Below are 22,840 nucleotides of genomic sequence, written 5' to 3' on the forward strand. Positions count from 1 at the left end.
AAAACCTCATCCGAGGCTTCGCGTCAAGGCCCCGGCCAGTGCCGAGGCCAGCTTGTCAAGCGTTTCCGAGGTCTTGAGCTGCGCCTCGTCCGCCGGACTGGAGAGAAATCCCGCCTGCACAACCAGGGCCGGGCAGCGCGCGCCGGACAGCACCTTCAAAGGCGCGCCGCGGACAGGAACGCCCTGCGCCTTCTCGGCCTTGAGTTCGGCAGCCAGACGCTCCGCCAGCAGGCGGCTCGAGCCTGCCAGACGCCGGGTCTGCCAGGAGGCCAGGAACTCCGGAGCGGCGGGCAGGGGCGCTCTGGGAGGAAGCGAGCGCTCGAATCGGGTGACGCCGTTCTCCATGTCGGCCACGGCCTGGGCCTGGGCGTCCGAGGCCTCTGGCGCGTACGTATAGAGCTCCAGCCCGGAATGTCCGGGCAGCGAGGCCGTGCAGTGCAGGGAGATGAAAAGATCTGCCCCGAAAAGCCCGGCAGTGGCGGCCCTGGCCCAAAGAGGCTGGTCGTGGTCCGTCTCGCGGGTGAAGAGCACGCGCAGGCCCGCCTTGCCTTCGGTTTTGGAGGCCAGCGCCTGGGCCAGCTTTTTGGCCAGTTCCAGGGTGACGGCCTTTTCGGCAAGGCCAGTCGCGCCCGAGACCCCCTTGTCCGTGCCGCCGTGGCCGGCATCCAGCACGATGAGCCGCGCGCCAGGAGGCTTGCCGCTGGCGGCGTAACTCTCGAATTCCCTGGCGGCGTCTTCCTCCATCTGGGATTTGCGCGCATGGCGGGTCGGCCTGCCCTCTCCCTTGGGGACGGGGACAGGATTCTGGGAGAGCATGTCCAGCATCATGCGGGAATAGCCGTCGGATGGGTCGATGCGAAGGGCAGCGCGGAAGCTCTCCGCAGCCTGATAGGGTTGTCCGGCCTGCGAATAGGCCCGGCCCAGCAGGTTGAACACCCAGGGGTTGGCTGGGTCCAGGCGGGCAGCCTCCTTCAGGGCGGTCACGGCCTCTCCGGGCTTTCCGGCAAGAAGCAGTTCGCGCCCCTTGGTGGCCAGATCGCCGCTGGCGTCTGAAGCAGCCCGCACGCCGGATGGCACGGCCAGGGCCAGGCAGGCGGACGCCAGGACGCTCAGGGCGTTTCGTCTGGTGAGGGTCCGGGCCGATGCGGACTCAACAGGAGGGTCCACTTCAGGAGCCATTGCCAGCCCGATGCCGACAGGTGATCCGCACGCACCAGGAGAACGCCCTGATGAAGAGGCGTCGCCGTCATGCGACGAAGAAGAATCGGGAGGAATCGTGCTGATAATGCGGCTCATGGATGTGACGACTCATAGCAGCCCGCAGGGCGCGTCACCACAATTTTCGTCAGACAAAGTCCGGCGGCTATAGAAAGTCCGGGTCGATGCCAGCCCTGCCGCTGGCGGTCATGAGCTTCATGAACCGCACGGTCTTCTCGTCGGCGGGAACCACCGGGAAGCGCTGATGGCAGGCGTCGCACTGGGCCATGGTGGGCTTGGTGGGCGCGATGAGGGGCACCTCGCGCACGCAAAACGGGCACGGATACAGGTAAACAAGCTCCAGCCCGCTGGGCTTGACCGGGGTGACGGGCTTCTTCTTCTCGGACACGGATCAGTCCTCCACCAGGCAGCGCCCGGTCATCTGCTGGGGCTGAGCGAGCCCGGCCAGTTTGAGAATGGTGGGGGCCAGATCGGCCAGCTTTCCGTCCGAAAGTTTCGCGTCGACGCGTGACGGGTCCACCAGGATGAGCGGGACCTCGTTCAGGGTGTGCGCGGTCATCTTGCCGCCGTCAGCGGTGATCATCTCTTCGGCGTTGCCGTGGTCGGCGGTAACCAGAACGCGACCATTCGAGGCCAGCACGGTGGACACGATCCGTCCCACGCACTCGTCCACGGCCCTGCATGCGGCCACGGCGGCCTCCACGATGCCGGTGTGCCCCACCATGTCCAGGTTAGCCAGGTTGCAGACCACCAGATCGTAGCCCTTGGCCCAGGCCTGCTCGAAGGCGGCGGTGACTTCGTACACGCTCATCTGGGGCTTGAGGTCGTAGGTGGCCACCTCGCGCGGCGAGGGGATCATCACCCGGTCCTCGCCGGGGAAGGCCTCTTCGCGCCCGCCGTTCAGAAAGTAGGTGACGTGGGCGTACTTCTCGGTCTCGGCGATGCGCAACTGCTTCAGGCCCGCCTCGGAATAGACCTGCCCCAGGGTGTTGGTCAGCTCTTCAGGCGCGAAGGCCACGGGCAGCCCGAAGGTGGACTCGTATTCGGTCATGGTGGCGTAGGCCGCCAGGGCTGGAGTCTTTGCACGCGTGAACGCGTCGAAGCCGGGATCGATGAAAGCCTTGGTGATCTCGCGGGCGCGGTCAGCGCGGAAATTGAAGAAGAACACGGCGTCGCCGTCTTCGATAAGCGCCAGCGGCTTGACGTCCGCGCCGCAAACCAGGCTCGGCTTGACGAACTCGTCGGTGACGCCCGATGCGTAGGAATCCCGGATTGCGGCCACAGGATCGGCCACCAGCGTGCCCTGCCCGTCTGTCAGCGCGGCGTAGGCTTCGGCCACGCGCTCCCAGCGCTTGTCGCGGTCCATGGCGTAGAAACGCCCGGTAACGGAGGCCACGCTCCCGCATCCGATGCGCTTTGCAGCCGCCATAAGCGACTCCACGTAGCCCGCGCCGCTCTCTGGTGGGGTGTCGCGCCCGTCCAGGAAACAGTGCAGGAACACGTGTTTCACGCCCAGGTCGCGGAAAACCTCAAGTAACGCTTCAACATGTCGCTGATGGCTGTGGACCCCGCCGTCCGAGACCAGGCCCATCAAATGGAGCTTCCCGCCGCTGGCTGCGACCTTGTCGGCCATGTCTTTCAGCACAGGGTTGGCCCACAGGCTGCGGTCCTCGATGGCCACGTCGATGCGGGTCATGTCCTGATAGACCACCCGGCCAGCGCCGATGTTCATGTGCCCCACTTCGGAGTTACCCATGAACCCGTCCGGGAGGCCTACGGCCCTTCCGGAACATTTGAGGCGCGCGTGCGGGTATTTTTCGGCCAGCCCGGTCAGGTTCGCGGCGCAGGCCAGCGTGACGGCGTTTCCCGGTCCGGCCGGGGCGATGCCCCAGCCGTCCAGGATAAGAAGCAGAGTTGGCGTCTTGTTCATGAATCGAAGTCGGAGTCTTTGTCAGTGGAGGGAGCGGGAGCCTTGGGCAGGGGGATTTCCGTGCCTTCGGACCACAGGCCCTCGATGTTGTAGAATTGGCGGAACTCGTCCATGAAGATGTGCACGAACACGTCGTTTAAGTCCACGAGGATCCACTGTCCGGTCTTGTAGCCGTCCATGCCCAGGAAGGAGAAACCCTCCAGGGCGCACATGGCCAGCACGTGATCGGCCATGGCCTGGGCCTGGCGGATGTTTGCGGCGGTGGCCACGATCATGGATTCGGTGACGGTGCACACTTTGGTCAGGTCCAGGGCCACGAGGTCCTTGGCTTTCTTTTCGTAAAGCCAGGTGGCCACGAGGCGGACTTTTTCACTGGTCGCGATGGTGTCTTTCTTGGTTTTTTCCATATTTTTTCTTCCGTGGCCCCTTCCTACAGGCTTTGACCTCAGTCCGCAAACGCAAAGTGCCCACTTTGGGCGCACGATGTCCGCGTTCTGGATGTTGACGGAAACATGCGCCGTCAGGCAGGAATCACCTCACGCGCAAACGACGGAGGTGACGCCCCTATGATCTATGATGTCGAGATGGAAACCCTGCCCAGGGAGGACCTGGAAGCCCTGCAACTCAGGCGGCTCAAGTCGCTTGTGGAACGTGTTCACGCCAACGTCGGCTTCTATCGCCAGAAGTTCGACGACATGGGCGTGAAACCCTCGGACATCCGCACCCTGGCCGACCTGAAGCTTCTGCCCTTCACCGAGAAGCAGGACCTGCGCAACCACTACCCCTTCGGCATGTTCGCGGTGCCCAAGGAGAACGTGGTGCGCATCCATGCTTCCTCCGGCACCACGGGCAAGTCCACTGTGGTGGGCTATACCAACCGCGACGTGCGCAACTGGGCCAGGCTCATGGCCCGCTGCTTCGTTGCCTCCGGGGCCTCGCCCAAGGACATCATCCACAACGCCTACGGCTACGGCCTGTTCACGGGCGGCCTTGGAGCGCATTACGGCGCCGAGGAACTGGGCGCGACCATCGTGCCGATTTCAGGCGGCGGCACCAAGCGCCAGGTGATGCTCATGAAGGACTTCGGGCCCACGGTGCTCTGCTCCACCCCCTCCTACGCCCTGGTTCTGTACGAGGCCGCGCAGGAAGCGGGCATCGACATCAAGGACCTGCCCCTGAAGACCGGCATCTTCGGCGCGGAACCCTGGACTGAAGAGATGCGCCGCGACATCGAGGACAAGATGGGCATCACGGCCCTGGACATCTACGGCCTCTCCGAGATCATGGGGCCGGGCGTGGGCATCGAGTGCAACATCGCCCAGAAGGGCCTGCACATCATGGAAGACCACTTCCTGGTGGAAATCATCGATCCCGAAACCTGCGAAGTACTCCCTCCCGGCGAGATCGGCGAGCTGGTCATCACCACCCTCACCAAGGAAGCCCAGCCGCTCATCCGCTATCGCACCCGCGACATAACCCGGCTGGACGTGGTCCCCTGCCGCTGCGGGCGCACCACCGCCCGCGTGCACCGCATGATGGGCCGCTCCGACGACATGCTCATCATCCGGGGCGTGAACGTGTTCCCCAGCCAGATCGAATCCATCCTGCTGGAGACCGAGGGCCTGGCTCCGCACTACCTGCTGGTGATCAAGCGCGAGGCCAACCTGGACACCCTGGAAGTGCAGGTGGAAGTGGACGAGAAGCTCTTCTCGGACGAAATCAAGATTTTACAACGCATCGAAGGCAAGATAGTCAAGAACATCAAGGATTACCTGGGCGTCACCGCGCAGGTGAAGCTGGTGGAGCCGCGCAGCATCCAGCGCTCCGAGGGCAAGGCCAAGCGCATTCTCGACCTACGCAAGCCCAACTAGGGGGAACCCATGAAAGTCGAACAGATATCCATCTTCCTGGAGAACCGGGCCGGACGCCTGGAGGAAGTCACCCGCATCCTGGCCGAAAACCAGGTGAGCATCCGCGCGCTGTCCCTGGCGGACACCTCGGATTTCGGCATCCTGCGACTGATCGTCTCCGACCACGAGAAGGCCAAGAAGGCCTTGAAGGAGAACGGCTTCACCGTGGGGCGCACCTCCGTGGTGGCCGTGGAAGTGGACGACCATCCGGGCGGCCTGAACCAGATCCTGCAGATCTTGTCACAGGGCGGAGTCAACGTGGAGTACATGTACGCCTTCGTCCAGCAGAGCGCCAAGACGGCCATAATCGTCTTCCGCTTCGACAAGACCGATCAGGCCATCGAGCTGTTCGGCCAGAAGGGCATCAAGGTCATTCCCGGAGACGTGCTGTACAATTTGTAGCGTTTCGAGCCGGAGGCGATGAAGCCTCCGGCGGTCAAAGGGATGACTCGGGCCGTCCTGGCCCTTGCCCTTCGGGCGCTGCAAGCAGCGCCCAATTCCGCTATCCTGCGGAATTGGGTCGCCCTCTGGACACCCAGATAGGGGGGCAGGCATTATTTGACTGCTTAGCGTAGAATAAATCGCGCCCGTTTTCGGAAGAACTCCGAAAACGGGCGTGATTTTCATTACAAAGGCCGCCAAGACTGGGTCAAGCTTGTCCCGAGGCCTGGACGATGTGCTATTGTTTGCTCTTGCTTTTGCTCTTCTTTTCCTGCTCGTTGCCGTACAGACCGCCGGCCAACCCGCCGAGTGCGCCGCCGATCGCCGCGCCCACGCCCACGTAACCCCCGGAAATGGCCGCGATTCCAGCACCTGCGCCAGCGCCTATGGCCGCGCCGCTCAGTGCCCCCTGCTGGGTTTTGGTCATATTGGTGCACGCGCCGCCAAACAGCAGAGACATGGCCAGGACACCGGCCGCTATGGATTTGCTCATTTCGTCACCTACTTCTTGATCGTTTTGGGAAGGGCCACTTCTTCGGGGAAGGCCACTTCGTACCACAGAACCTCGACCACCGGCTTGGACTTCAGCTCCGGCTTTTTCTTGAACACATCGTCAAGTGCGGTCACGATGTCCTTCAGTTTGAAGCGCGACAGCCCCTTCACCCACGCGGGGATCAGGCTGCGCTGTTCGGTCAGGGGGCTTATGCCCTGCACTTCCTTTTCCATCTCGATCATGGTCGTAAGTCCAGCGATGAAGGCCAAACGTTCGTCAGGAGTGGCGTTCATCCAGTTCTCGCCGGTTATCACCGGAAAACTAAGTTCCTGGGCTTGCGCACGCTCAGGGGCCGACGCAGCCAGGAAGAACACGCCCAGAAGCACGGCCAGGATTTTGATGCGTTCGAATGCCATCACAAACCTCCGAGTTATTGGTTCCGTGTCGATTCCGTGAGCAGTGTCACGTTCGACTTGGTGAAAAACCCGTCAAAGCCGTCGTAGCGATGGATGTACTCGTTTACCAGGAGCGTGTGCGGGTTCATCTTGGTGAACACCTGCTTCAGCCCCTCTTCGCGCGAACCCACCAGATCGGACAGGAACCCGACCCCTTCGGCTTTTAAAGCGTCGATGGTGGGTTCGATGTTCTCGGTGGTGAAAGCCATGTGATGGCTGCGCGCCCCGTAGTTGTGGATGAAGAGTTCGGTGGGGCCGGACGATTCAGGCGTGGTGAACGGCGCGATGCCCGAGGTGAACACCTGGGCGTAGTCGTCTTGCGAGAGGCGCGCCACGTTGGTGATGGAGTTCAGGAACTCCACGTACACCGCGAAGGCGAAGTCGTAGCTGGTGAGCTCCATGAACTCCAGGATGGCGGCGTCGCGCTCCTCGGCGCGCACGCGGGTGGCCACGTGATCAAGCTCCTTGATGTTTACCAGGAAGGGATGGTTCGGCTTCTTCAGCCCGAGATCCAGCGGCTTGCACTCGGGCGACTGCCAGTCCGATTCCGAATGCTTCCACTGGACCACACCCACCGAGTTGCCCGTGAAGCGCGAGGGCATGGTCTGCGCGTAAAGGAAGTTCGGCGTGTCGTAGATCTGGTCGTCCTGGAAGACGGTGCCGCGCTTCTTCTGGAGCGCGACGTATTCCTTCACGTCCGGGCACTTGAAGACGAAGGTCTCCAGGCGGGTGTTGGGGATGGCATCGGTCTTTGCGCCCTTGTTGAAGGGCAGGAACGGATTCGCCTCGCCCTTGCGGGTCATGACGATAAGGTCTGCGGAGCCTTCCTGGGAGAGCAGGCACACGTCCCGCTTACCCCTCGTGTAGGACCGGGCGATGTCGTGACCAGTGGTGGAAAGGAGCCCGCTCACCGCCGGAAGGAAATTCTGCGACTCGGTGGAGATGACCACCGCCTCCAGCCCGCCGACCAGCCCCTGCAACCCTGCGGCGCGGCGCTGTTCCCGGATGTGGTCCACCGCAGCCAGCAGGACGGAATCATCGTTTTGCTTGAAATCGACCATCGGCATACCTCTCTCGAATGTGAACTCTTCGTTTTGAGGTAATACCCTTTTCAGGCGGATTGTCCAACGGGGTTTTGCCAGCCTTTGATTGATTCACCCGTTCAGGGCGACACGCCTCCCGTGAGGAATGTTCCAGCCACGGACACGAGAGCCAACAGAAGAAATGGCAGAACAGTCCCCACGGCAAGGACCGCCATCGCCCTCCTAAATCCCAGTATTTCCCCACTCTCCACGTCACATCCCCTGCCAAGGACGTAGGACGCAAGAAGGAATCCACCGGCCAGCATCACAAGCCCCATCGCCCAGATGGCAAACTCGCCAAGTCCGAGGGAAACCGACAGCACGACACCGGCGTTCATAAGCACGCCCGACAGGTTGGCACTCAAGAGCGCCCCCAGCGATCGCATGAATGACGGTCGGAAGGCGAAAAGAACCCGCGCTGCCAGTCTCACCAGCAATGCCAACACTGTCGTGGCGAATGCCATGCCGATGAGCCAGCTTGCCAGACGGTACAGAAACATCTCCACGGCCACCCTCCTCCTGGGCTTGCGTCACATCATATCCACCGGATCCAGGTCCAGCTGGAGCCGCAGCTTGGTGGACGATCCCAGCACCCGCAGGGCCTGGGCGTAGCTCTGGCGGATCGACGGCCAGTCCGCCGCCTTCAGCAGGCAGTTGAAGCGCCGCCGGTCGCGCACCACGGCGATGGGCGCAGGCGCAGGCCCAAGCACACGCACGCCCGGAACGCCGCGCAGGGCGCGGGCCAGCTCGGTCATGTCCTCCTGCCCCATCTCGTAGTCGCGCGGGTAGCTGGCCCGCACTAGCCCGAGCTTCACGAAGGGCGGATAGGAGTACTTGCGCCGTTTTTCGATTTCCTGGGCGAAGAACCCCGTATAATCGGCGTTTCGCACCAGATTCCAGAACGGATCGTGCTGGTTGCGGGTCTGGATGAGCACCCTGCCCGGCTTTTCGCCGCGCCCGGCCCGCCCGGCCACCTGCACCAGCATCTGGAAGCTGCGCTCCCCGGCCCGGTAGTCCGGCATGTTCAGCCCCATGTCGCCGTCGGCCACAACCACAAGGGTGACGTCCGGGAAGTCGTGCCCCTTGGTGAGCATCTGCGTGCCCACCAGCACCTGGGAGCGGCCCTGGGCGAAATCCCCCAGGATGGACTCGGCCTTTCCGGCGCGCCGGGCCACGTCGCGGTCCAGCCGGGCCACGCACGTCTCCGAGGGCAGCACCGCGCAGAGCTGCTCTTCCAGCAGTTCCGTCCCCTCCCCCATGGGCAGGAAGTTGCACCCTCCACAGGAGCCGCACGGGCGCGGAAAGCCGAAGCTCTGCCCGCAATAGTGGCACACCAGCCGCTCGCGTCCCTTGTGATACGTGAGCGACACCTCGCAACTGGGACAGCGCAGCACCTGCTCGCAGTCCAGGCAGAAAATAAGCGGCGAATACCCGCGCCTGTTGAGCAGGATCATGGCTTGATCGCCGCGCGCCAGGGTTTCCCCCAGTTCCATGACGGCCCGCTCGGTCAGGAGGCCCGCGCCGCCCTTGTCCAGGCGTCCGGCCAGCTGCACGGCCTTGTCGCGCGGCACGAGATCCACAAGCTCCACTTCCGGCAGACGCCCTGCCCCGGCCCGGCTGGGCATGACAACCATGGGCGTTACGCCTTCAAGTGCGGACTGATACGTCTTCACGTCCGGCGTGGCCGATCCCAGCAGCAACAGAGCCTTGTCCTGGCGGGCACGGTAATATGCCACTTCCTTGGCCTGATACGGCAGGCGCTCGTCCTGCTTGAAAGAAGCGTCATGCTCCTCGTCCAGTATGATCAGCCCCAGGTTTGGTGCGGGCAGAAAGAGCGCCGAGCGCGTGCCCACGATCAGGCGCGCCGAACGCGATTGGGCGGATTCCCGGAAGGTGCGTTCGCGCCGAACGGGTGACTGGTAGCCGTGGGAATACACCGGATCGAAGCCGAACCAGGCCCGCGCCCGGTCGCGCAGGGCAGAGGCCAGAGCCACTTCCGGAGCCAGGAGCATAACCGAGCGCCCCTGCTTCAAGGTCTTTGCGGCCAGCTCGAAATACAGGCGGGTCTTGCCGCTTCCGGTAACGCCATGAACCAGCCTCTCCCCGCCCGTCTCGGACGCGATCAGCGGCACGAGCTCGTCAAAGGCGGCCTGCTGGCCTTCAGTAAGCGGCGGGCGCTCCTCGGGCTCCACCGGGATCAGCTCTTCGTCAGGTTCCTCGGGCGGTGGTCCCAGGATGATGTGCCCCTTGCCTTCCAGGGTCTTGAGCGCCTGGCTGATGCCCGGCCCAAGCGCCTCGCGCAGTTGCGACGGCGTGGCCTGTCCGCGCGTGAACAGCATTTCCAGCGCGGCCAGTTGGGCAGACGCAGCCGGGCGCACCGGCCAGGGCGGGTCCACCAGCAAGCGGTAGGCTGGCTCGGCCTCGGCAGCGCTCACCGACAGGAGCGCCTCGCCGCCGCGCCAGGCAACGGCCAGTTCGGCTGGCGCAACCGGAGCCTCGATCAATTTGCTCAATGGATACTTTAACTTTTTCCCGCCGTGCCGGAAGGACAAGGTGGCCTTGGCCAGCTTGAGCCCCGCAGGCAAAAGCGTGGCGAGCACCTGGCCGACGTGGGCCATCTGGCGCGAGGCCAGATTTTCCGCCAGGGTGACGTAGGACGGAGTGAGCAGCGGCGAAAGCTCCAGTGGCCAGATGATGTCTTTCGCCTCGATGCCCTCGGGCATTGCGTCCGCCGGGCCGAGCACCACCCCAGCGCGCACGGACCTGCCCATGGGAACCGCGACCCGAAGGCCCGCAGGGAAGTCCCAGCCGGAGAAGTGCTCGGGCAGCGAATAGGTAAGCGCCGCAAACGGCGGTGAAAGGAGCGCTACGCGCAGCAAGGGGCGAGATGGAGATGTCATTGTGATGCCGAACGATTGTGGGAAGACAGAAGATGCCTCCGGCGGCCAGAGAGGAAACTTTTTGGAAAAAAGTTTCCTCTCTGGACTCTCCTTCAAAAACATTTAAGTAGCTTCGCGTCGTTATTCGACAATTGTGACGGATTATGACGCGAAGCCCACTGAGGGGCCAGGGGGATCATCCCCCTGGCGGGTGCAGGGCAGCGCCCTGCCGGGTCCGGGCGGAGCCCGGCTCTCAAAGTAAAGCGCCGCTCGCCGGGGTTGGCAAGCGGCGCTTTGCAAATCAAACGATCCCGATGATTAGACGGGCATGAAGTCGCGCAGCTTGGAGATCAGCGGATAGCGCAGTTCTTCGTCCTGCAGGGCGAAGTAGATGTTGGCGGCCAGGTAGTCCACCCAGTCGCCAGCGTCGAAGCGCTGACCACGAATCTTGACGGCCAGCAGGCGGCCGTTCTTGGCTAGGCCCTTGAGGGCGTCGGTGAGCTGATACTCGCCGTCCTTGTTGGGTTTGAGCGCTTCCAAATGCTCGAAGATGTCCGGGAAGAGCACGTAGCGCCCGACGATGGCCAGCTTGGACGGTGCCTCGCTGGGCTTGGGCTTTTCCACAAGGTCGCGCACGCGGTACAGACCGGAGGAGAACTCCTCGGCTTCGATGATGCCGTAGCTGGAGACCTTGTCCGCAGGCACTTCCATGACGCCGACCACGGGCATGTGCTCGGACTGGGCGACGTTTATGAGCTGCTTGATGCCCGGCTCCATGCTGAACATCAGGTCGTCGCCCACCATGACGGCAAAGGGCTCGTTCTTGACGACTTCCTTGGCGCAGAGCACGGCGTGGCCCAGGCCCAGCTGCTTCTTCTGGCGCACGGTGATGATGTTGGCCATCTCGGCGGTCTGGCGCACAGTGTTCAGCAACTCGGTCTTGCCGGAGCTCTCCAGAAGGGTTTCCAGCGCCAGGTTGTAGTCGAAGTGGTCTTCGATGATGGTCTTGTTGCGGTTGGTGATGAACACCACATCCTTGAGTCCGGCCGCCTGGGCCTCCTCGACGATGTATTGCACCACCGGTTTCTTGAAGATGGGGAGCATCTCCTTGGGAACGTTCTTGGTGGCCGGAAGCGACCGGGTGCCCCAGCCAGCAACAGGAACGACGACTTTCGTGATCTCCATGGCCCTTCTCCTTGACGGCGAGGCGCATTCGGGACGCCGCACTCGCAAACTGGCGCTTATCAACGCGAAATTGCTGTATTCTCCACAGGTTGGAACAGGGCGTACCCTTTATCCAACGGTCAAGTTTAGGAGAATCGCCTGAAATGTCCAGCGAAAATGGCGAACGCCCGGCGGCGTCTGGCAAAAGTCACACTGTGCGAACATGACCGTTCACCATGCGGGCCAGTGCGTTCAGGGTACAGCCCGACGTCTTGGCCGACTTCTTGTCCGGCTCCATACCCGGCGCAACACGCCCACCGCGCCGCACCGTCATTCGCCCGCCACTGTCGGCGCTCGTGTGGCGTCCTCAAAATACATCCCTGATTATTATGTTTTTCAGGGACGCGACACTAGCGCAAATGTTCCTTGAGCGTCCCGACCAGGGAGTCGGCCAGGGATTTCACCTGAGTCGAATCGCAGCCCTCCACCATGATGCGGGCCACGGACTCCGTGCCGGAATAGCGCAGCAGCACCCGCCCCTTGCCGCACAGGGAGGCTTCGGCGTCCTTGACGGCCTCCATGACCGCCGGGGCCTGCTCGAAGGGGATCTTGCGCTCCACGTGCACGTTCACCAGCACCTGCGGGTACGGTTCCAGGAGGTGCGCCAGCTCGGAGAGCGGCTTGCCCCGCTCCAGCATGATGCGGATGAGTTGCAGGGCGGCCAGGGTGCCGTCGCCGGTGGTCGCGTGGTTCTTGAAGATGATGTGCCCGGACTGTTCGCCGCCAAGCACCGCGCCCTCGCGCTGCATGGCCTCGAACACGTAGCGGTCGCCGACGTTGGTGCGCAGCAGCCGCCCGCCGCGCTCCTCCATGAACACCTCCAGGGCCATGTTGCTCATCACGGTGGACACCAGGAGGTTGCCCGGCAGCTCTCCCTTCTCCATCAGGTCCAGGGCGCAGATGGCCATGATCTGGTCGCCGTCCAGCACGTTGCCCTTCTCGTCCACCACGATCACCCGGTCTGCGTCGCCGTCCAGGGCGATGCCGATGTCCGCGCCGGTCTCGCGCACCATCTGCGCGGTGACGTTGGGATAGAGCGAACCGACCTTGCGGTTGATGTTCTTGCCGTCGGGCTCGACGCCGAGCTTGATCACCGTGGCCCCGAGTTCCTCGAAGATGAGCGGCGACACGCGGTAGGCCGCGCCGTTGGCGCAGTCCAGCACGATCTTCAGGCCGTCGAACTTGAGCTCCGCGGGGATGGTGGACTTGAGGTACACGTTGTAACGGCCCGGGCTGTCCTGGATCTTGAAGGCGCGGCCCACTTCCTCGGGCGCGGGGTATTCCCAGTCGCAGCAGTCGGCCATGACCCGCTGGGCGATGCGATCCTCCGCCTCGTCCGGCAGCTTGAAGCCGTGTCGGTCGAAGAACTTGATACCGTTGTCCATGTAAGGGTTGTGCGACGCGGAGATCACCACGCCCACATCGGCCCGCATGGACCGCGTAAGGAAGGCGATGGCCGGGGTGGGCAGCGGCCCCACCAGGAACACATCCATGCCGGAGGCGCAAAAGCCCGAGGACAGCGCGTACTCGAAAATGTAGCCGGAAAGGCGGGTATCCTTGCCGATGACCACTTTGTGGCGGCCACTTCCGTTGCGAAAGTGCGCTCCCGCCGCAAGCCCGAGACGCAGGGCCACTTCGGGAGTCATGGGGTGGATGTTCACCTGTCCGCGCAATCCGTCAGTTCCGAAAAGGCGTTTATTCATCTCGTCTCCTGTCATTTGATCAGCACAGCGACTTTCTCGGGCCGGGCCTGAATAAGCTCGCAACCCTGCGGCAGGGTCACGCGGTATGTCACTTCATGGCGGCCGGGAGCCGCCTTGGAATCAATTTCAACGAAGGCGTCCAGCAGACCCCGCCATGCGCCTTCACGCAAAAGCGACAGCGGCGCCTTGAAGCGCAGCATCACCACTTCCGGCGAAACGCTCACTCCCGTTCTTTCGTGGGAGACGATGCGCACCGGCACGTCCACCGCAACCTCGCGGGTGTTCAGCTGGTAGGCCACCTGGGCCTTAACCACGCGGGGAGACGCCTCGACCTGATCGGGAGACACCACGTTCGCCAAGGTCTCGAACTGGCCGGAGCTGTCGTCGGGAAGCCCCAGGGCCTGTATGGAAACGTCGGTCATCTCCCGGACCAGTGATTCCGGCCCGGAAACCGTAACCTGGGCCGGTTCGAGATGTCCGGAGAGCTTGTAGTCGCGCTTGAGCCCCTCGCGGAAGACCATGCGCACCGGAACCGTCTTGGATATGCGCCTTTCTACCGCTATTTCAAGCTTGGAGGGGCGGATCTCGGTCACCTCGAACAGCTTGGAGAGCGGGATGGCGTCCGGCTCGATCACGATGGTGTTCAGGCCCGGAACCAGCTTACGCGCATCCAGCGTGTAGACCAGGGCGCCCGGCTCGATCTTCCTGACCAGCCCCTTGGGACCGTGCACCAGGACATCCAAGTATTCGCGCGGCACGCCTCGCAACACAAGCCCGTCGGCCAGCCCGGCGGTCTCGATCTTCACCTGGAACCACGTGTCCACGCGTTCCCTGCCTATGACCAGATACCAGGAAAGAAGCGCAAGCAAAAGGGCCAGCGCCCGGTAATGCCAGTGAGAGTTCATGAACGCCCCACCCATTTGGCCCGCAAAAGGGCCAAAAGCGCCGAATCGTCCAGCGGTTCAGTGAGTTTGCCCGCCGACGCGGCCCTGATCTCGCCGCGTTCCTCGGAAACGACCAGGGCCAGGGCGTCCGTCTCTTCGGTGACGCCCACCGCAGCACGGTGCCGGGTGCCGAAGGAGGCTGGCAGGGCCTGATACGAAGCCAGGGGCAGAATGCAGGCCACCGCGACCACCTGGTCGCCGCGCGCGATCAGCGCGCCGTCGTGCAGGGGGCTTTCCCGGTTGAAGATGGTCAGCAGGATATCGGCGGTCAATTTGGTCGAGAGTTCCACGCCGCGCGCGGTCAGATCGCCCAGCAGGATGCCCCGCTCCAGGACCACCAGCGCGCCGATGCGGGCATGGGCCAGCGTGCGCAACGACTCGCAGAGGGCCTGGGCGGTTCCGGCGTCGCGGCTGCGGGAGCGGCTGCCGAACCAGCGCAGGCCCACCTGGGCCAGGGCCTTGCGGAGGTCCGCCTGAAAGAGAATGACCACCACCAGGAAGAACGACCCAAGGAAGTTGGCCAGGAGCCAATGCAGGGTGAACAGGCCGAATTCGCCCGAAAGATAATAAGCGAGAAGCACCACCAGGATGCCGTGGATGACCGACACCGCACGGGTCCCCTGCACCAGCAGGATAACCCGGTAGAACAGCACGGCCACAAGCGTGATGTCCAGAAGCTCCCGCCAGCCGAGCGGGAGAAATGCCGGGAGGTTGTCCAAGAAAGGACGGAGCTTCTCCATCAGCATGGCATTCTCCGGGGTAACGGCGAAGAATCGGATCGAACGCCACACAGGCAGGATGGGGTAGCCGGTCTCAGCACAGGGCCTCCGCCAGGACCAGGGCCTCGACCGCCTGCGCCACCTGGTGAACGCGGTGAATCCGCGCCCCGTGGGTGTGGCTCAGGGCCGTGGCCACCTGTGTGGCGGGGCCGCGCCCTCCCACATCCTGGCCCGTGAGCGCGCCCAGGAAAGATTTGTTGGAAAGTCCCATAAGCACCGGTCTCCCCAATGAGGAAAAAGTATCAACCCTCTGGATAAGCTGGATATTATGCTCGATGTTCTTGCCAAACCCGACGCCGGGGTCCAGCACGACACGATCCTCGGGCAACCCGGCCCGGACCAACCGGGCGAGGTTCTTCTCGAAGAAATCCAGCACTTCGGCCACGACGTCGTCGTAGCGAGGCTCCACCTGCATGGTCTTGGGCGTACCCTGGGAGTGCATGAGCACGTAGCCGGGTTTGTGCTGGACCAGGACGTCCAGAAGCTGCGGGTCGAAGCGGCAGGCTGACACGTCGTTGACGATAAGTGCTCCAGACGCAAGGGCACGAGCCGCAACCTCAGCCTTGTAGGTGTCCACGGACACGGCTGCGTCGGGGCGTTCCCTCAGGATGGCCTCGACCACCGGCAGCACGCGGCGAAGCTCCTCGGCTTCCGTGACCGGGTCAGAAAAGGGACGGGTTGATTCGCCGCCCACGTCCACGATGGCCGCGCCTTGGTGCATCTGGCTCAGGGCGTGTTGCAGCGCCTGGGCAGGATCAAGTAAGAGGCCGCCGTCGGAGAAGGAATCAGGAGTGACGTTGACGATGCCCATCACAAGAAAGGGGGCGGGTCCCAAGACCCTCCCCCCTTTTACGGTCCAAGCAACCCCGTTGGCGGGGCGGATATCGTCTCGTCCGAGGCGTGCGTTTCGTTTCGTCATGTACAAAACGGCCAAAGACCTGTGTTGCGGGTGAAGCCAGGCACAGAGGCCATGTATCGTCCCATCGCGCCCACCTGCCGTGCTTTTCCGAAGCCGATCAGGAGGATTTGGGGCCTTCTGCGGGTTTATCGCCCGTGGCCTCGCCCTCGCCTTCCTGACCAGCCTCCTTGGGAGCCTCGGGGGCAGCCTTCGGAGCCGAAGGCGTATTCTCGGAGGCCTGGGCCGCATCGGGAGCGCCAGCTTCAGGCTTGGGAGTCTCGGAGGCGGACCCCATATCCTTGGGCACGTCCGCCTGGATTTCCACCGGAGGCAGCGTCTCGCCCTTGAGCAGCATGTCGATTTCCGCGCCGCTGATGGTCTCGCGCTCCAGGAGCGCCTTGGCGATGGCGTGGAGGTGCTCAAGGTTATCGGTGAGCAACTGCTTGGCGCGGGCGTGGCAGCCCTCAACGATGGCGCGCACTTCCATGTCGATCTGGCGGGAAGTGTCCTCGCTGAAGTTCTTGTGGGCCACCATGTCGCGGCCCAGGAAGATCTCCTCGTCCTTCTCGCCGTAGGACAGCGGGCCGAGCTTCTCGCTCATGCCCCATTTGCAGACCATCTTGCGGGCCATGCCCGTGGCGCGTTCGATGTCGTTGCCAGCGCCCGTGGTCAGCTGGTCGAGCACCAGCTCCTCGGCCACCCGCCCGCCCATGAGCATGACGATGGTGTCGGTGAGGAACACCTTGGAATAGGTGTGGCGATCGTCCTCGGGCAGTTGCATGGTCACGCCCAGGGCGCGGCCGCGCGGGATGATGGACACCTTGTGCACGGGGTCGGACCCCTTGATGAGCTTGGCCACCAGGGCGTGTCCGGCCTCGTGGTAGGCGGTGGTACGCTTTTCCTCGTCCGAGAGGATGAGGCTGCGGCGCTCCTTGCCCATGAGGACCTTGTCCTTGGCCATTTCGAAGTCGGCCATCAGCAGGCGGTCGCGGTTCAGTTTGGCGGCTGAAAGCGCCGCCTCGTTCACCAGGTTCTCGAGGTCCGCGCCGGAGAAGCCGGGCGTTCCCTTGGCCAGCACATCCAGGTCCACCGACTTGTCCACGGGGGTGCGGCGGGTGTGCACTTCCAGGATGCGCTTGCGACCGCGAACGTCAGGGGCGGGAACCACCACCTGGCGGTCGAAACGGCCAGGCCGCAGGAGCGCCGGGTCCAGGACGTCCGGGCGGTTGGTGGCCGCGATGAGGATGACGCCTTCGTTGGACTCGAAGCCGTCCATTTCCACCAGGAGCTGGTTCAAGGTCTGTTCGCGCTCGTCGTGACCGCCGCCCAGGCCAGCGCCGCGCTGACGGCCCACGGCGTCGATTTCGTCGATGAAGATGAGGCAGGGGGCGTTTTTCTTGCCCTGGGTGAACAGGTCGCGCACGCGGGCAGCGCCCACGCCCACGAACATCTCCACGAAGTCGGAGCCGGAGATGGAGAAGAAGGGCACGCCCGCCTCACCAGCCACGGCCCGCGCCAGCAGGGTCTTGCCGGTGCCGGGCGAGCCGACCAACAGCACGCCCTTGGGGATGCGCCCGCCCAGGCGGGTGAATTTCTTGGGGTCGGACAGGAACTGCACGATCTCGGCCAGTTCCTCCTTGGCTTCGTCCACGCCTGCCACATCCTGGAAGGTGACGCGCTGGCTGTCCTGGTTGATGAGGCGCGCGCGGGAACGGCCAAAGCTCATGGCCTTGCCGCCGCCGCCCTGCATCTGGCGCATGAAGAAGATCCACACGCCGATAAGCAGCAGCATGGGGAACCAGGAGACCAGGACGGATACGTACCAGGGGGATTCCTCTTCCGGTTCGGCGCGCACCTGGACCTTGTTGTCGATGAGCGTCTTGACCAGTGTGGGGTCCGAAGGCGCATAGGTGGAGAAGCGCTCCTTCTCCGTAGTGAGACCGTCGATGCGGTGTCCCTGAATGCGAACGGACTCAAGCTGGCCCGAAGTCGCCTTCTTGAGGAAGTCGGAATAAGGGAGCTTGGAAGACTGAACAGGCTGTTGGTTCAACAGGTTGAACAGGACAATCATCACGATACAGATGACAGCCCAAATGCCTAAATTCTTGGTGAAATTATTCAAGTCGATTCCTCCGTGGGGGTTTCCCCCAGCGGTCTGAGTAACACTTCCAAACCGGGCTGTCCATTCGCCGCAGTTGAATTCATGAGCTGTTAAGGTTACAAGCCCCCTTCACCCGGCTGGAAGCGTATCGTCACCGGTGTGGCGCACGGTCTTCAAAACCGTTGGGCGGCTCATACCCGCCGGTAGGTTCGACTCCTATACGCTTCCGCCATCACAGCCCCGCAAGCCAGCCCTCAAGCGTCCCGATCTGCTCCTTCACCCGTTCGGGCGAGGTGCCGCCTGACGTATTGCGCCGCCGCATGGCCGCCTCATACGTCAATATCTCGGCCACGTCCGGGCCGATCTGGGCGCAGAGTCCCTGCAATTCAGCCAGGGTCAGTTCCTCAAGCCCCCTGCCCGACTTCTCGGCCAGGGCCACCGCCGAACCGGCCACGTGGTGCGCCTCCCGGAACGGAACGCCCTTGGCGGCCAGATAGTCGGCCAACTCCGTGGCGTTCAAAAAGCCCAGCTTCAGCGCCTGGCGCATGCGCTCCGGCCTGAAGCCCATCACCTTCATCATCTCGGCCATGATGGCCAAAGAATCGCTGACCGTCCGGTCTGCGTCGAAAAACGGCTCTTTGTCTTCCTGCATGTCCCTGTTGTAGGCCAGAGGCAACCCCTTCATGATGGTCATCAGCGTGAAAAGCGCCCCGTACACCCTGCCCGTCTTGCCGCGCATGAGCTCGGCCACGTCCGGATTCTTCTTCTGGGGCATGATGGAACTGCCCGTTGCATAGGCATCCGGCAGGGCCACGTACCCGAAGTTGGGGTTGGCCCAGATGATGAGCTCCTCGCACAGGCGAGACAGGTGCATCATCACCGTGGTGCCCACGAACAGCGCCTCGAGGGCGAAATCCCGGTCGGACACGGCGTCCAGGCTGTTGCCGAAGGTGCCGAAAAGGCCCAGTTCGTCGGCCACGGCCTTGGGGTCCAGGGGAAAGGTCGTCCCGGCCAGGGCCGCAGCCCCAAGCGGAGACACCGCAGAGCGCTTCAGCGCGTCCTGGCAGCGCTCATGGTCGCGCTTGAACATCCAGGCGTAGGCCAGCAGGTGGTGCCCCAGGCTCACGGGCTGGGCGGGCTGCATGTGGGTGTAACCCGGCAGGATGGTCTCCACGTGCTCTTCGGCGCGCTCCGACAGCACCTTCACCAGCGCGGCCAGCAGTTCGCTCCAGACTTCGAGCCGTGCGCTCACGAACAGGCGGAAATCCAGGCAGACCTGATCGTTGCGGGAGCGCCCGGTGTGCAGCTTGCGCCCGGCGTCGCCGATCATCTCGGTCAGGCGCGCCTCGATGTTCATGTGCACGTCTTCCAGTTCGTCCTTCCAGACGAACCGGCCTTCGTGGATGTCATTCAGGATGATGTCCAGGCCGCCGACGATCTTCCTGGCCTCGTCCTGGCTGATGACGCCCTGCTTGGCCAGCATCCGGGCGTGGGCCTTGGAACCGGCGATGTCCTGGGCGTAGAGAGCCTGATCGAAACGAACCGAGCCGGTATAGCGTTCGACTATCTTGGAAGTGGGTTCGGTGAAACGACCGCCCCAGGGTTTGTCAGACATGGTATGTGAGCCTCCGGCTTGATGGCGACGTGGGTAGTTGGAAGAGAGCCTCCGGCGGCCAAAGGGCTTCGCCCTCTGGACACCCTCTCCGCTTCGCAACGTGATTTGTGAAAGTAGCGGTCCAGCGCAGAAGTATCAAGGGCCGCAGGCTTAAAGATATTTAACAATATCTTTCACCTGCGGCCCTGAATAATTCACATGGCGTGTCCCAACCCCCTATTGCAGGGTCCAGGGGGATCATCCCCCTGGCGGGTCCAGGGCAGAGCCCTGGCAGGGTCTGGGACAGCGTCCCAGCGGGTGCAGGGCAGAGCCCGGCGGGGTTTGGGGCGGAGCCCCAATATGCACCCCTGAGCTACATCTTCTTGTAGCCGCGCAGGCGCAGTCCCTGAAGCCTGATGAACCCGGTGGCGTCGGACTGGTCGTACACCGAGTCCTCCTCGAAGGTCACCAGCTCGGTGTTGTACAGGCTGTTGGGGGACTTGCGTCCCACGGGGGTGGCTTGACCCTTGAAGAGCTTCACGCGCACCACGCCGCTGATGCGCTCCTGGCTCTTGTCCACCAGGGCCTGAATGGCCTCGCGCTCCGGGGCGAACCAGAACCCGTAGTAGACCATCTCGGCGTAGCGCGGGATGAGCGAATCGCGCAGGTGCATGACCTCGCGGTCCATGGTGATGCCTTCCAGGTCGCGGTGTGCGGCGTGGATGATGGTGCAGCCGGGGGTCTCGTAGACGCCGCGCGACTTCATGCCCACGAAGCGGTTCTCCACCATGTCCAGGCGTCCCACGCCGTGCTTGCCGCCAAGCTTGTTGAGGGCGCGGATCATGGCGGCGGGAGAAAGTTTCTCGCCGTTCAGGGCCACGGGGTTGCCCTGGTCGAACTCGAGTTCGATGTATTCGGCCTCGTTGGGGGCGTCCTCGGGGCGGCAGCACAGCAGGTAGCTGTGCGGGCCGGGCTCGTTCCAGGGATCTTCCAGCTCGCCGCCCTCGAAGGAGAGGTGCATGAGGTTGCGGTCGCAGCTGTAGGGCTTCTCCTTGGTGACGGGCACGGGGATGCCGTTGTCCTTGGCGAAGGCCATCAGGTCGGCGCGGCCCTTGAAGTCCCATTCGCGCCAGGGGGCGATGGTCTTGAGCTGCGGGGCCAGGGCCATGGCGGTCAGCTCGAAGCGCACCTGGTCGTTGCCCTTGCCGGTGGCGCCGTGGGACACGGCCTGCGCGCCTTCGGCCAGGGCGATCTCCACCATGCGCTTGGCGATCAGCGGACGCGCAATGGAGGTGCCCAGCAGATAGCGGCCCTCGTACACGGCTCCGGCGCGCAGCACGGGGAAGACGAAATCGCGGGCGAACTCCTCGCGCAGGTCGTCGATATAGGCTTTGGTGGCCCCGGTGTTCAGAGCCTTTTCCTCAAGGCCGTCCAGTTCCTCTTCCTGGCCCAGGTCGGCGGTCATGGTGATGACCTCGCACTGGTAGGTTTTCTTGATCCACTTGAGGATGACCGACGTGTCCAGGCCGCCGGAATAGGCCAGGACGACTTTCTTTATGCTGCTCATCGTTTAAATCTCCGCGAGGGTGTAAGGGGCGGCGTCGTACTGCTTGGTGTAGACCCACTCCAGGATGGCTTTCTGAATGTGCAGGCGGTTTTCGGCCTGATCCCAGACGATGGAGGCATCGGACTCGAAGACCTCGGTGGTGACTTCCTCACCTTGGTGCGCGGGCAGGCAGTGCATGAACTTCGCGCCGGGCGCGGCCAGTGACATGGCCTTGGAGTCGATCTGGTAGCCCGCGAAGACCTTCAGGCGCTCGGAGGCTTCGCCTTCCTGGCCCATGGAGGCGAACACGTCGGTGTTGACGAAATGCGCGCCGGTGACGGCCTGGACCGGGTCCTCGGTGAGGGTGATCTTCGCGCCCATGGCCAAGGCGGCGTCCAGGATGTCCTTGCGGGGCTGGTAGCCCTTGGGGCAGGCCAGCACCAGCTCGAAGGGAAAATACGTGGCCGAATTGATCCAGGACTGGGCCATGTTGTTGCCGTCGCCCACCCAGGCCACCTTGGTCTTCTCCAGGTCCGCGCCGCGCTCGACCATGGTCATCACGTCGCCCATCACCTGGCAGGGATGGAAGTCGTCGGACAGGGCGTTGACGATGGGGATGGTGGATTTTGCCATCATGCGGGTGAGCTTGGAGTGCTCGAAGGTGCGCATGACCAGACCATCGACATAACGCGACAGAACCCGGATGGTGTCCTCGACCGGCTCGGAGCGGCCGAGCTGGGAGTCGTTCTGGGTCATGTAGATGGTGGAGCCGCCCAGGTGGCGCACGGCCATCTCGAAGGAGACGCGGGTGCGGGTGGAGGCCTTCTCGAAGATGAGAGCCACGGTGCGGCCTTCGAGCAGGTCGGAGCGGAACTTGGTGCGCTTCATTTCGATGGCCCGGTACACCACGGCGTGAGCCTCGGCGCGGGTCATGTCATGAATTTCAAGGAATTTTTTGGGCATGCGAGCCTCCAGGTGATCTTACGGCGAAAAGAGGCAAATTAGCCGCTGACCGGGGAGATGTAAAGAGGTGAGGCGATTTGACCCGGGATCGACACGCAACCTGCCTAACCCAGTGCCTCCACAGCCGCATCCGTCATCGCCTCCATCGCCTGGCCGTGGTCATACCCGGCCAGGTGCAGGAGGCCGTGTGCCAGCAGGCGCACCAGATGCGACTGAGGGTCCTGGCCGTAGAGCGCGGCCTCGCGCGTGAGGGTATCCACGGACAAGGCCAGTTCGCCCAGGTACTGCGGCTGTTCGGGGTCTTCAGCGGGAAAGGAAAGCACGTTGGTGGGGCCGGTCATGCCCAGGAACTCCCGGTTCAGCCGGGCTATCTCCACATCGTCCACGAGACGAAGCTCAAGTGACGCACCCTGAAGCCCAAGCACGGACAAAAGCCGCCTGATGAGCGGCTTCATCTCGTTCTTCGAGAGCGGGAGCGCGGGATTCAAGGCCGCGCCGGGTTCGATCCAGATGGAATCGGTCATGGCAGATGTCGTGCCTCGCCTGTTGGTATGAATGAAATGCAAAGGCATGGCCTTTCCTGGCACTGCGACCGTCGTTCCGGCGACAGCTGGGACTGTCCCGTCTGTGCTCCGCGCGCGGGCTCGAACCGATTTGAAGACGATTCGTCGCCCGCCGCG

Annotated in this window: 21 protein-coding genes and 1 tRNA gene; 3 read left to right on the forward strand and 19 right to left on the reverse strand. The window is 63.5% G+C overall.

Annotated elements, in window-relative coordinates; translation table 11 throughout:
- Window positions 1–6 precede the first annotated feature (6 nt).
- The 4 genes from G453_RS0104735 to rsfS all read right to left on the reverse strand — a co-directional run bounded on the left by G453_RS0104735 (window position 7) and on the right by rsfS (window position 3,555).
- Window positions 7–1,296, reverse strand: coding sequence for an N-acetylmuramoyl-L-alanine amidase (locus G453_RS0104735; RefSeq protein WP_084502101.1), 1,290 nt, complete (start codon window positions 1,294–1,296; stop codon window positions 7–9).
- A 67-nt stretch (window positions 1,297–1,363) separates the two neighbouring features.
- Window positions 1,364–1,606 carry a hypothetical protein gene (locus G453_RS0104740; protein WP_027190123.1) on the reverse strand — a complete coding sequence of 81 codons (243 nt, stop codon included), beginning with the start codon at window positions 1,604–1,606 and terminating at the stop codon, window positions 1,364–1,366.
- 3 nt (window positions 1,607–1,609) lie between these two features.
- Window positions 1,610–3,148, reverse strand: coding sequence for a 2,3-bisphosphoglycerate-independent phosphoglycerate mutase (gene gpmI, locus G453_RS0104745; protein WP_027190124.1), 1,539 nt, complete (start codon window positions 3,146–3,148; stop codon window positions 1,610–1,612).
- The gene (rsfS, locus tag G453_RS0104750; protein ID WP_027190125.1) at window positions 3,145–3,555 is read right to left on the reverse strand and encodes a ribosome silencing factor; all 411 of its coding nucleotides are present in this window, start codon (window positions 3,553–3,555) and stop codon (window positions 3,145–3,147) included. Before rsfS ends, gpmI begins: the two co-directional genes overlap by 4 nt.
- 159 nt (window positions 3,556–3,714) lie before the next feature.
- Here rsfS and G453_RS0104755 point away from each other — a divergent pair, with 159 nt between their 5' ends.
- Together G453_RS0104755 and G453_RS0104760 are read left to right on the forward strand one after the other, a co-directional pair.
- On the forward strand, window positions 3,715–5,019 hold the full coding sequence (locus G453_RS0104755; protein WP_027190126.1) for a phenylacetate--CoA ligase family protein: 1,305 nt from the start codon (window positions 3,715–3,717) through the stop codon (window positions 5,017–5,019).
- Window positions 5,020–5,028: 9 nt separating this feature from the next.
- Window positions 5,029–5,460 carry an ACT domain-containing protein gene (locus G453_RS0104760; RefSeq protein ID WP_027190127.1) on the forward strand — a complete coding sequence of 144 codons (432 nt, stop codon included), beginning with the start codon at window positions 5,029–5,031 and terminating at the stop codon, window positions 5,458–5,460.
- A gap of 277 nt (window positions 5,461–5,737) precedes the next feature.
- Here G453_RS0104760 and G453_RS0104765 read toward each other — a convergent pair whose 3' ends face one another.
- The 11 genes from G453_RS0104765 to ftsH all read right to left on the reverse strand — a co-directional run bounded on the left by G453_RS0104765 (window position 5,738) and on the right by ftsH (window position 18,078).
- Window positions 5,738–5,992 carry a glycine zipper domain-containing protein gene (locus tag G453_RS0104765; protein ID WP_027190128.1) on the reverse strand — a complete coding sequence of 85 codons (255 nt, stop codon included), beginning with the start codon at window positions 5,990–5,992 and terminating at the stop codon, window positions 5,738–5,740.
- An 8-nt stretch (window positions 5,993–6,000) separates the two neighbouring features.
- Window positions 6,001–6,408 carry a hypothetical protein gene (locus tag G453_RS22400; RefSeq protein WP_051271700.1) on the reverse strand — a complete coding sequence of 136 codons (408 nt, stop codon included), beginning with the start codon at window positions 6,406–6,408 and terminating at the stop codon, window positions 6,001–6,003.
- Window positions 6,409–6,422: 14 nt separating this feature from the next.
- The gene (locus G453_RS0104775; protein WP_235731695.1) at window positions 6,423–7,514 is read right to left on the reverse strand and encodes a hypothetical protein; all 1,092 of its coding nucleotides are present in this window, start codon (window positions 7,512–7,514) and stop codon (window positions 6,423–6,425) included.
- A 95-nt stretch (window positions 7,515–7,609) separates the two neighbouring features.
- The gene (locus G453_RS0104780; protein ID WP_043644392.1) at window positions 7,610–8,035 is read right to left on the reverse strand and encodes a hypothetical protein; all 426 of its coding nucleotides are present in this window, start codon (window positions 8,033–8,035) and stop codon (window positions 7,610–7,612) included.
- A gap of 24 nt (window positions 8,036–8,059) precedes the next feature.
- The gene (gene priA / locus G453_RS0104785) at window positions 8,060–10,429 is read right to left on the reverse strand and encodes a replication restart helicase PriA (protein WP_043644394.1); all 2,370 of its coding nucleotides are present in this window, start codon (window positions 10,427–10,429) and stop codon (window positions 8,060–8,062) included.
- A 297-nt stretch (window positions 10,430–10,726) separates the two neighbouring features.
- Window positions 10,727–11,593 carry a UTP--glucose-1-phosphate uridylyltransferase GalU gene (gene galU / locus G453_RS0104790; protein WP_027190132.1) on the reverse strand — a complete coding sequence of 289 codons (867 nt, stop codon included), beginning with the start codon at window positions 11,591–11,593 and terminating at the stop codon, window positions 10,727–10,729.
- A gap of 389 nt (window positions 11,594–11,982) precedes the next feature.
- Window positions 11,983–13,335, reverse strand: a complete 1,353-nt coding sequence (glmM, locus tag G453_RS0104795; RefSeq protein ID WP_027190133.1) for a phosphoglucosamine mutase — start codon at window positions 13,333–13,335, stop codon at window positions 11,983–11,985.
- Window positions 13,336–13,346: 11 nt separating this feature from the next.
- The gene (locus tag G453_RS0104800) at window positions 13,347–14,240 is read right to left on the reverse strand and encodes a CdaR family protein (protein ID WP_027190134.1); all 894 of its coding nucleotides are present in this window, start codon (window positions 14,238–14,240) and stop codon (window positions 13,347–13,349) included.
- Window positions 14,237–15,025, reverse strand: coding sequence for a diadenylate cyclase CdaA (gene cdaA / locus G453_RS0104805; protein WP_235731696.1), 789 nt, complete (start codon window positions 15,023–15,025; stop codon window positions 14,237–14,239). The genes G453_RS0104800 and cdaA overlap by 4 nt, the downstream gene beginning before the upstream one ends.
- Before the next feature lie 67 nt (window positions 15,026–15,092).
- Entirely contained in the window at window positions 15,093–15,977 is an 885-nt protein-coding gene (gene folP, locus G453_RS0104810; RefSeq protein WP_051271708.1) for a dihydropteroate synthase, read from the reverse strand.
- A gap of 97 nt (window positions 15,978–16,074) precedes the next feature.
- Window positions 16,075–18,078: an ATP-dependent zinc metalloprotease FtsH gene (gene ftsH, locus G453_RS0104815; protein WP_027190137.1), complete on the reverse strand. Its 2,004-nt coding sequence runs from the start codon at window positions 18,076–18,078 to the stop codon at window positions 16,075–16,077.
- 118 nt (window positions 18,079–18,196) lie between these two features.
- On the opposite strand from ftsH, the gene G453_RS0104820 reads away from it, so the two are divergent.
- Window positions 18,197–18,289 (forward strand) — tRNA-Sec (locus G453_RS0104820).
- Here the strand turns inward: G453_RS0104820 and argH are convergent.
- The 4 genes from argH to ybeY all read right to left on the reverse strand — a co-directional run bounded on the left by argH (window position 18,290) and on the right by ybeY (window position 22,684).
- Complete coding sequence (argH, locus tag G453_RS0104825) at window positions 18,290–19,672, reverse strand: argininosuccinate lyase (protein ID WP_027190138.1); 1,383 nt, start codon at window positions 19,670–19,672, stop codon at window positions 18,290–18,292. It lies immediately after the preceding tRNA gene.
- 352 nt (window positions 19,673–20,024) lie between these two features.
- Window positions 20,025–21,218, reverse strand: coding sequence for an argininosuccinate synthase (locus tag G453_RS0104830; RefSeq protein WP_027190139.1), 1,194 nt, complete (start codon window positions 21,216–21,218; stop codon window positions 20,025–20,027).
- A 3-nt stretch (window positions 21,219–21,221) separates the two neighbouring features.
- On the reverse strand, window positions 21,222–22,160 hold the full coding sequence (argF, locus tag G453_RS22405; protein WP_051271710.1) for an ornithine carbamoyltransferase: 939 nt from the start codon (window positions 22,158–22,160) through the stop codon (window positions 21,222–21,224).
- A 104-nt stretch (window positions 22,161–22,264) separates the two neighbouring features.
- Window positions 22,265–22,684, reverse strand: coding sequence for an rRNA maturation RNase YbeY (gene ybeY, locus G453_RS0104840; RefSeq protein WP_051271713.1), 420 nt, complete (start codon window positions 22,682–22,684; stop codon window positions 22,265–22,267).
- Window positions 22,685–22,840 lie beyond the last annotated feature (156 nt).

The organism is Fundidesulfovibrio putealis DSM 16056 (assembly GCF_000429325.1).
GTDB classification, from domain to species: Bacteria; Desulfobacterota; Desulfovibrionia; order Desulfovibrionales; family Desulfovibrionaceae; genus Fundidesulfovibrio; species Fundidesulfovibrio putealis.

Coding starts and splice junctions, on each gene's coding strand:
- argF (WP_051271710.1), bottom strand. CDS start 22,160: ATGCCCAAAAAATTCCTTGAAATTCATGACATGACCCGCGCCGAGGCT.
- folP (WP_051271708.1), bottom strand. CDS start 15,977: ATGACGAAACGAAACGCACGCCTCGGACGAGACGATATCCGCCCCGCC.
- G453_RS0104800 (WP_027190134.1), bottom strand. CDS start 14,240: ATGAACTCTCACTGGCATTACCGGGCGCTGGCCCTTTTGCTTGCGCTT.
- G453_RS0104735 (WP_084502101.1), bottom strand. CDS start 1,296: ATGAGCCGCATTATCAGCACGATTCCTCCCGATTCTTCTTCGTCGCAT.
- galU (WP_027190132.1), bottom strand. CDS start 11,593: ATGGAGATCACGAAAGTCGTCGTTCCTGTTGCTGGCTGGGGCACCCGG.
- G453_RS22400 (WP_051271700.1), bottom strand. CDS start 6,408: ATGGCATTCGAACGCATCAAAATCCTGGCCGTGCTTCTGGGCGTGTTC.
- G453_RS0104765 (WP_027190128.1), bottom strand. CDS start 5,992: ATGAGCAAATCCATAGCGGCCGGTGTCCTGGCCATGTCTCTGCTGTTT.
- G453_RS0104830 (WP_027190139.1), bottom strand. CDS start 21,218: ATGAGCAGCATAAAGAAAGTCGTCCTGGCCTATTCCGGCGGCCTGGAC.
- rsfS (WP_027190125.1), bottom strand. CDS start 3,555: ATGGAAAAAACCAAGAAAGACACCATCGCGACCAGTGAAAAAGTCCGC.
- G453_RS0104760 (WP_027190127.1), top strand. CDS start 5,029: ATGAAAGTCGAACAGATATCCATCTTCCTGGAGAACCGGGCCGGACGC.
- priA (WP_043644394.1), bottom strand. CDS start 10,429: ATGACATCTCCATCTCGCCCCTTGCTGCGCGTAGCGCTCCTTTCACCG.
- cdaA (WP_235731696.1), bottom strand. CDS start 15,025: ATGCTGATGGAGAAGCTCCGTCCTTTCTTGGACAACCTCCCGGCATTT.
- ybeY (WP_051271713.1), bottom strand. CDS start 22,684: ATGACCGATTCCATCTGGATCGAACCCGGCGCGGCCTTGAATCCCGCG.
- gpmI (WP_027190124.1), bottom strand. CDS start 3,148: ATGAACAAGACGCCAACTCTGCTTCTTATCCTGGACGGCTGGGGCATC.
- argH (WP_027190138.1), bottom strand. CDS start 19,672: ATGTCTGACAAACCCTGGGGCGGTCGTTTCACCGAACCCACTTCCAAG.
- glmM (WP_027190133.1), bottom strand. CDS start 13,335: ATGAATAAACGCCTTTTCGGAACTGACGGATTGCGCGGACAGGTGAAC.
- G453_RS0104775 (WP_235731695.1), bottom strand. CDS start 7,514: ATGCCGATGGTCGATTTCAAGCAAAACGATGATTCCGTCCTGCTGGCT.
- G453_RS0104755 (WP_027190126.1), top strand. CDS start 3,715: ATGATCTATGATGTCGAGATGGAAACCCTGCCCAGGGAGGACCTGGAA.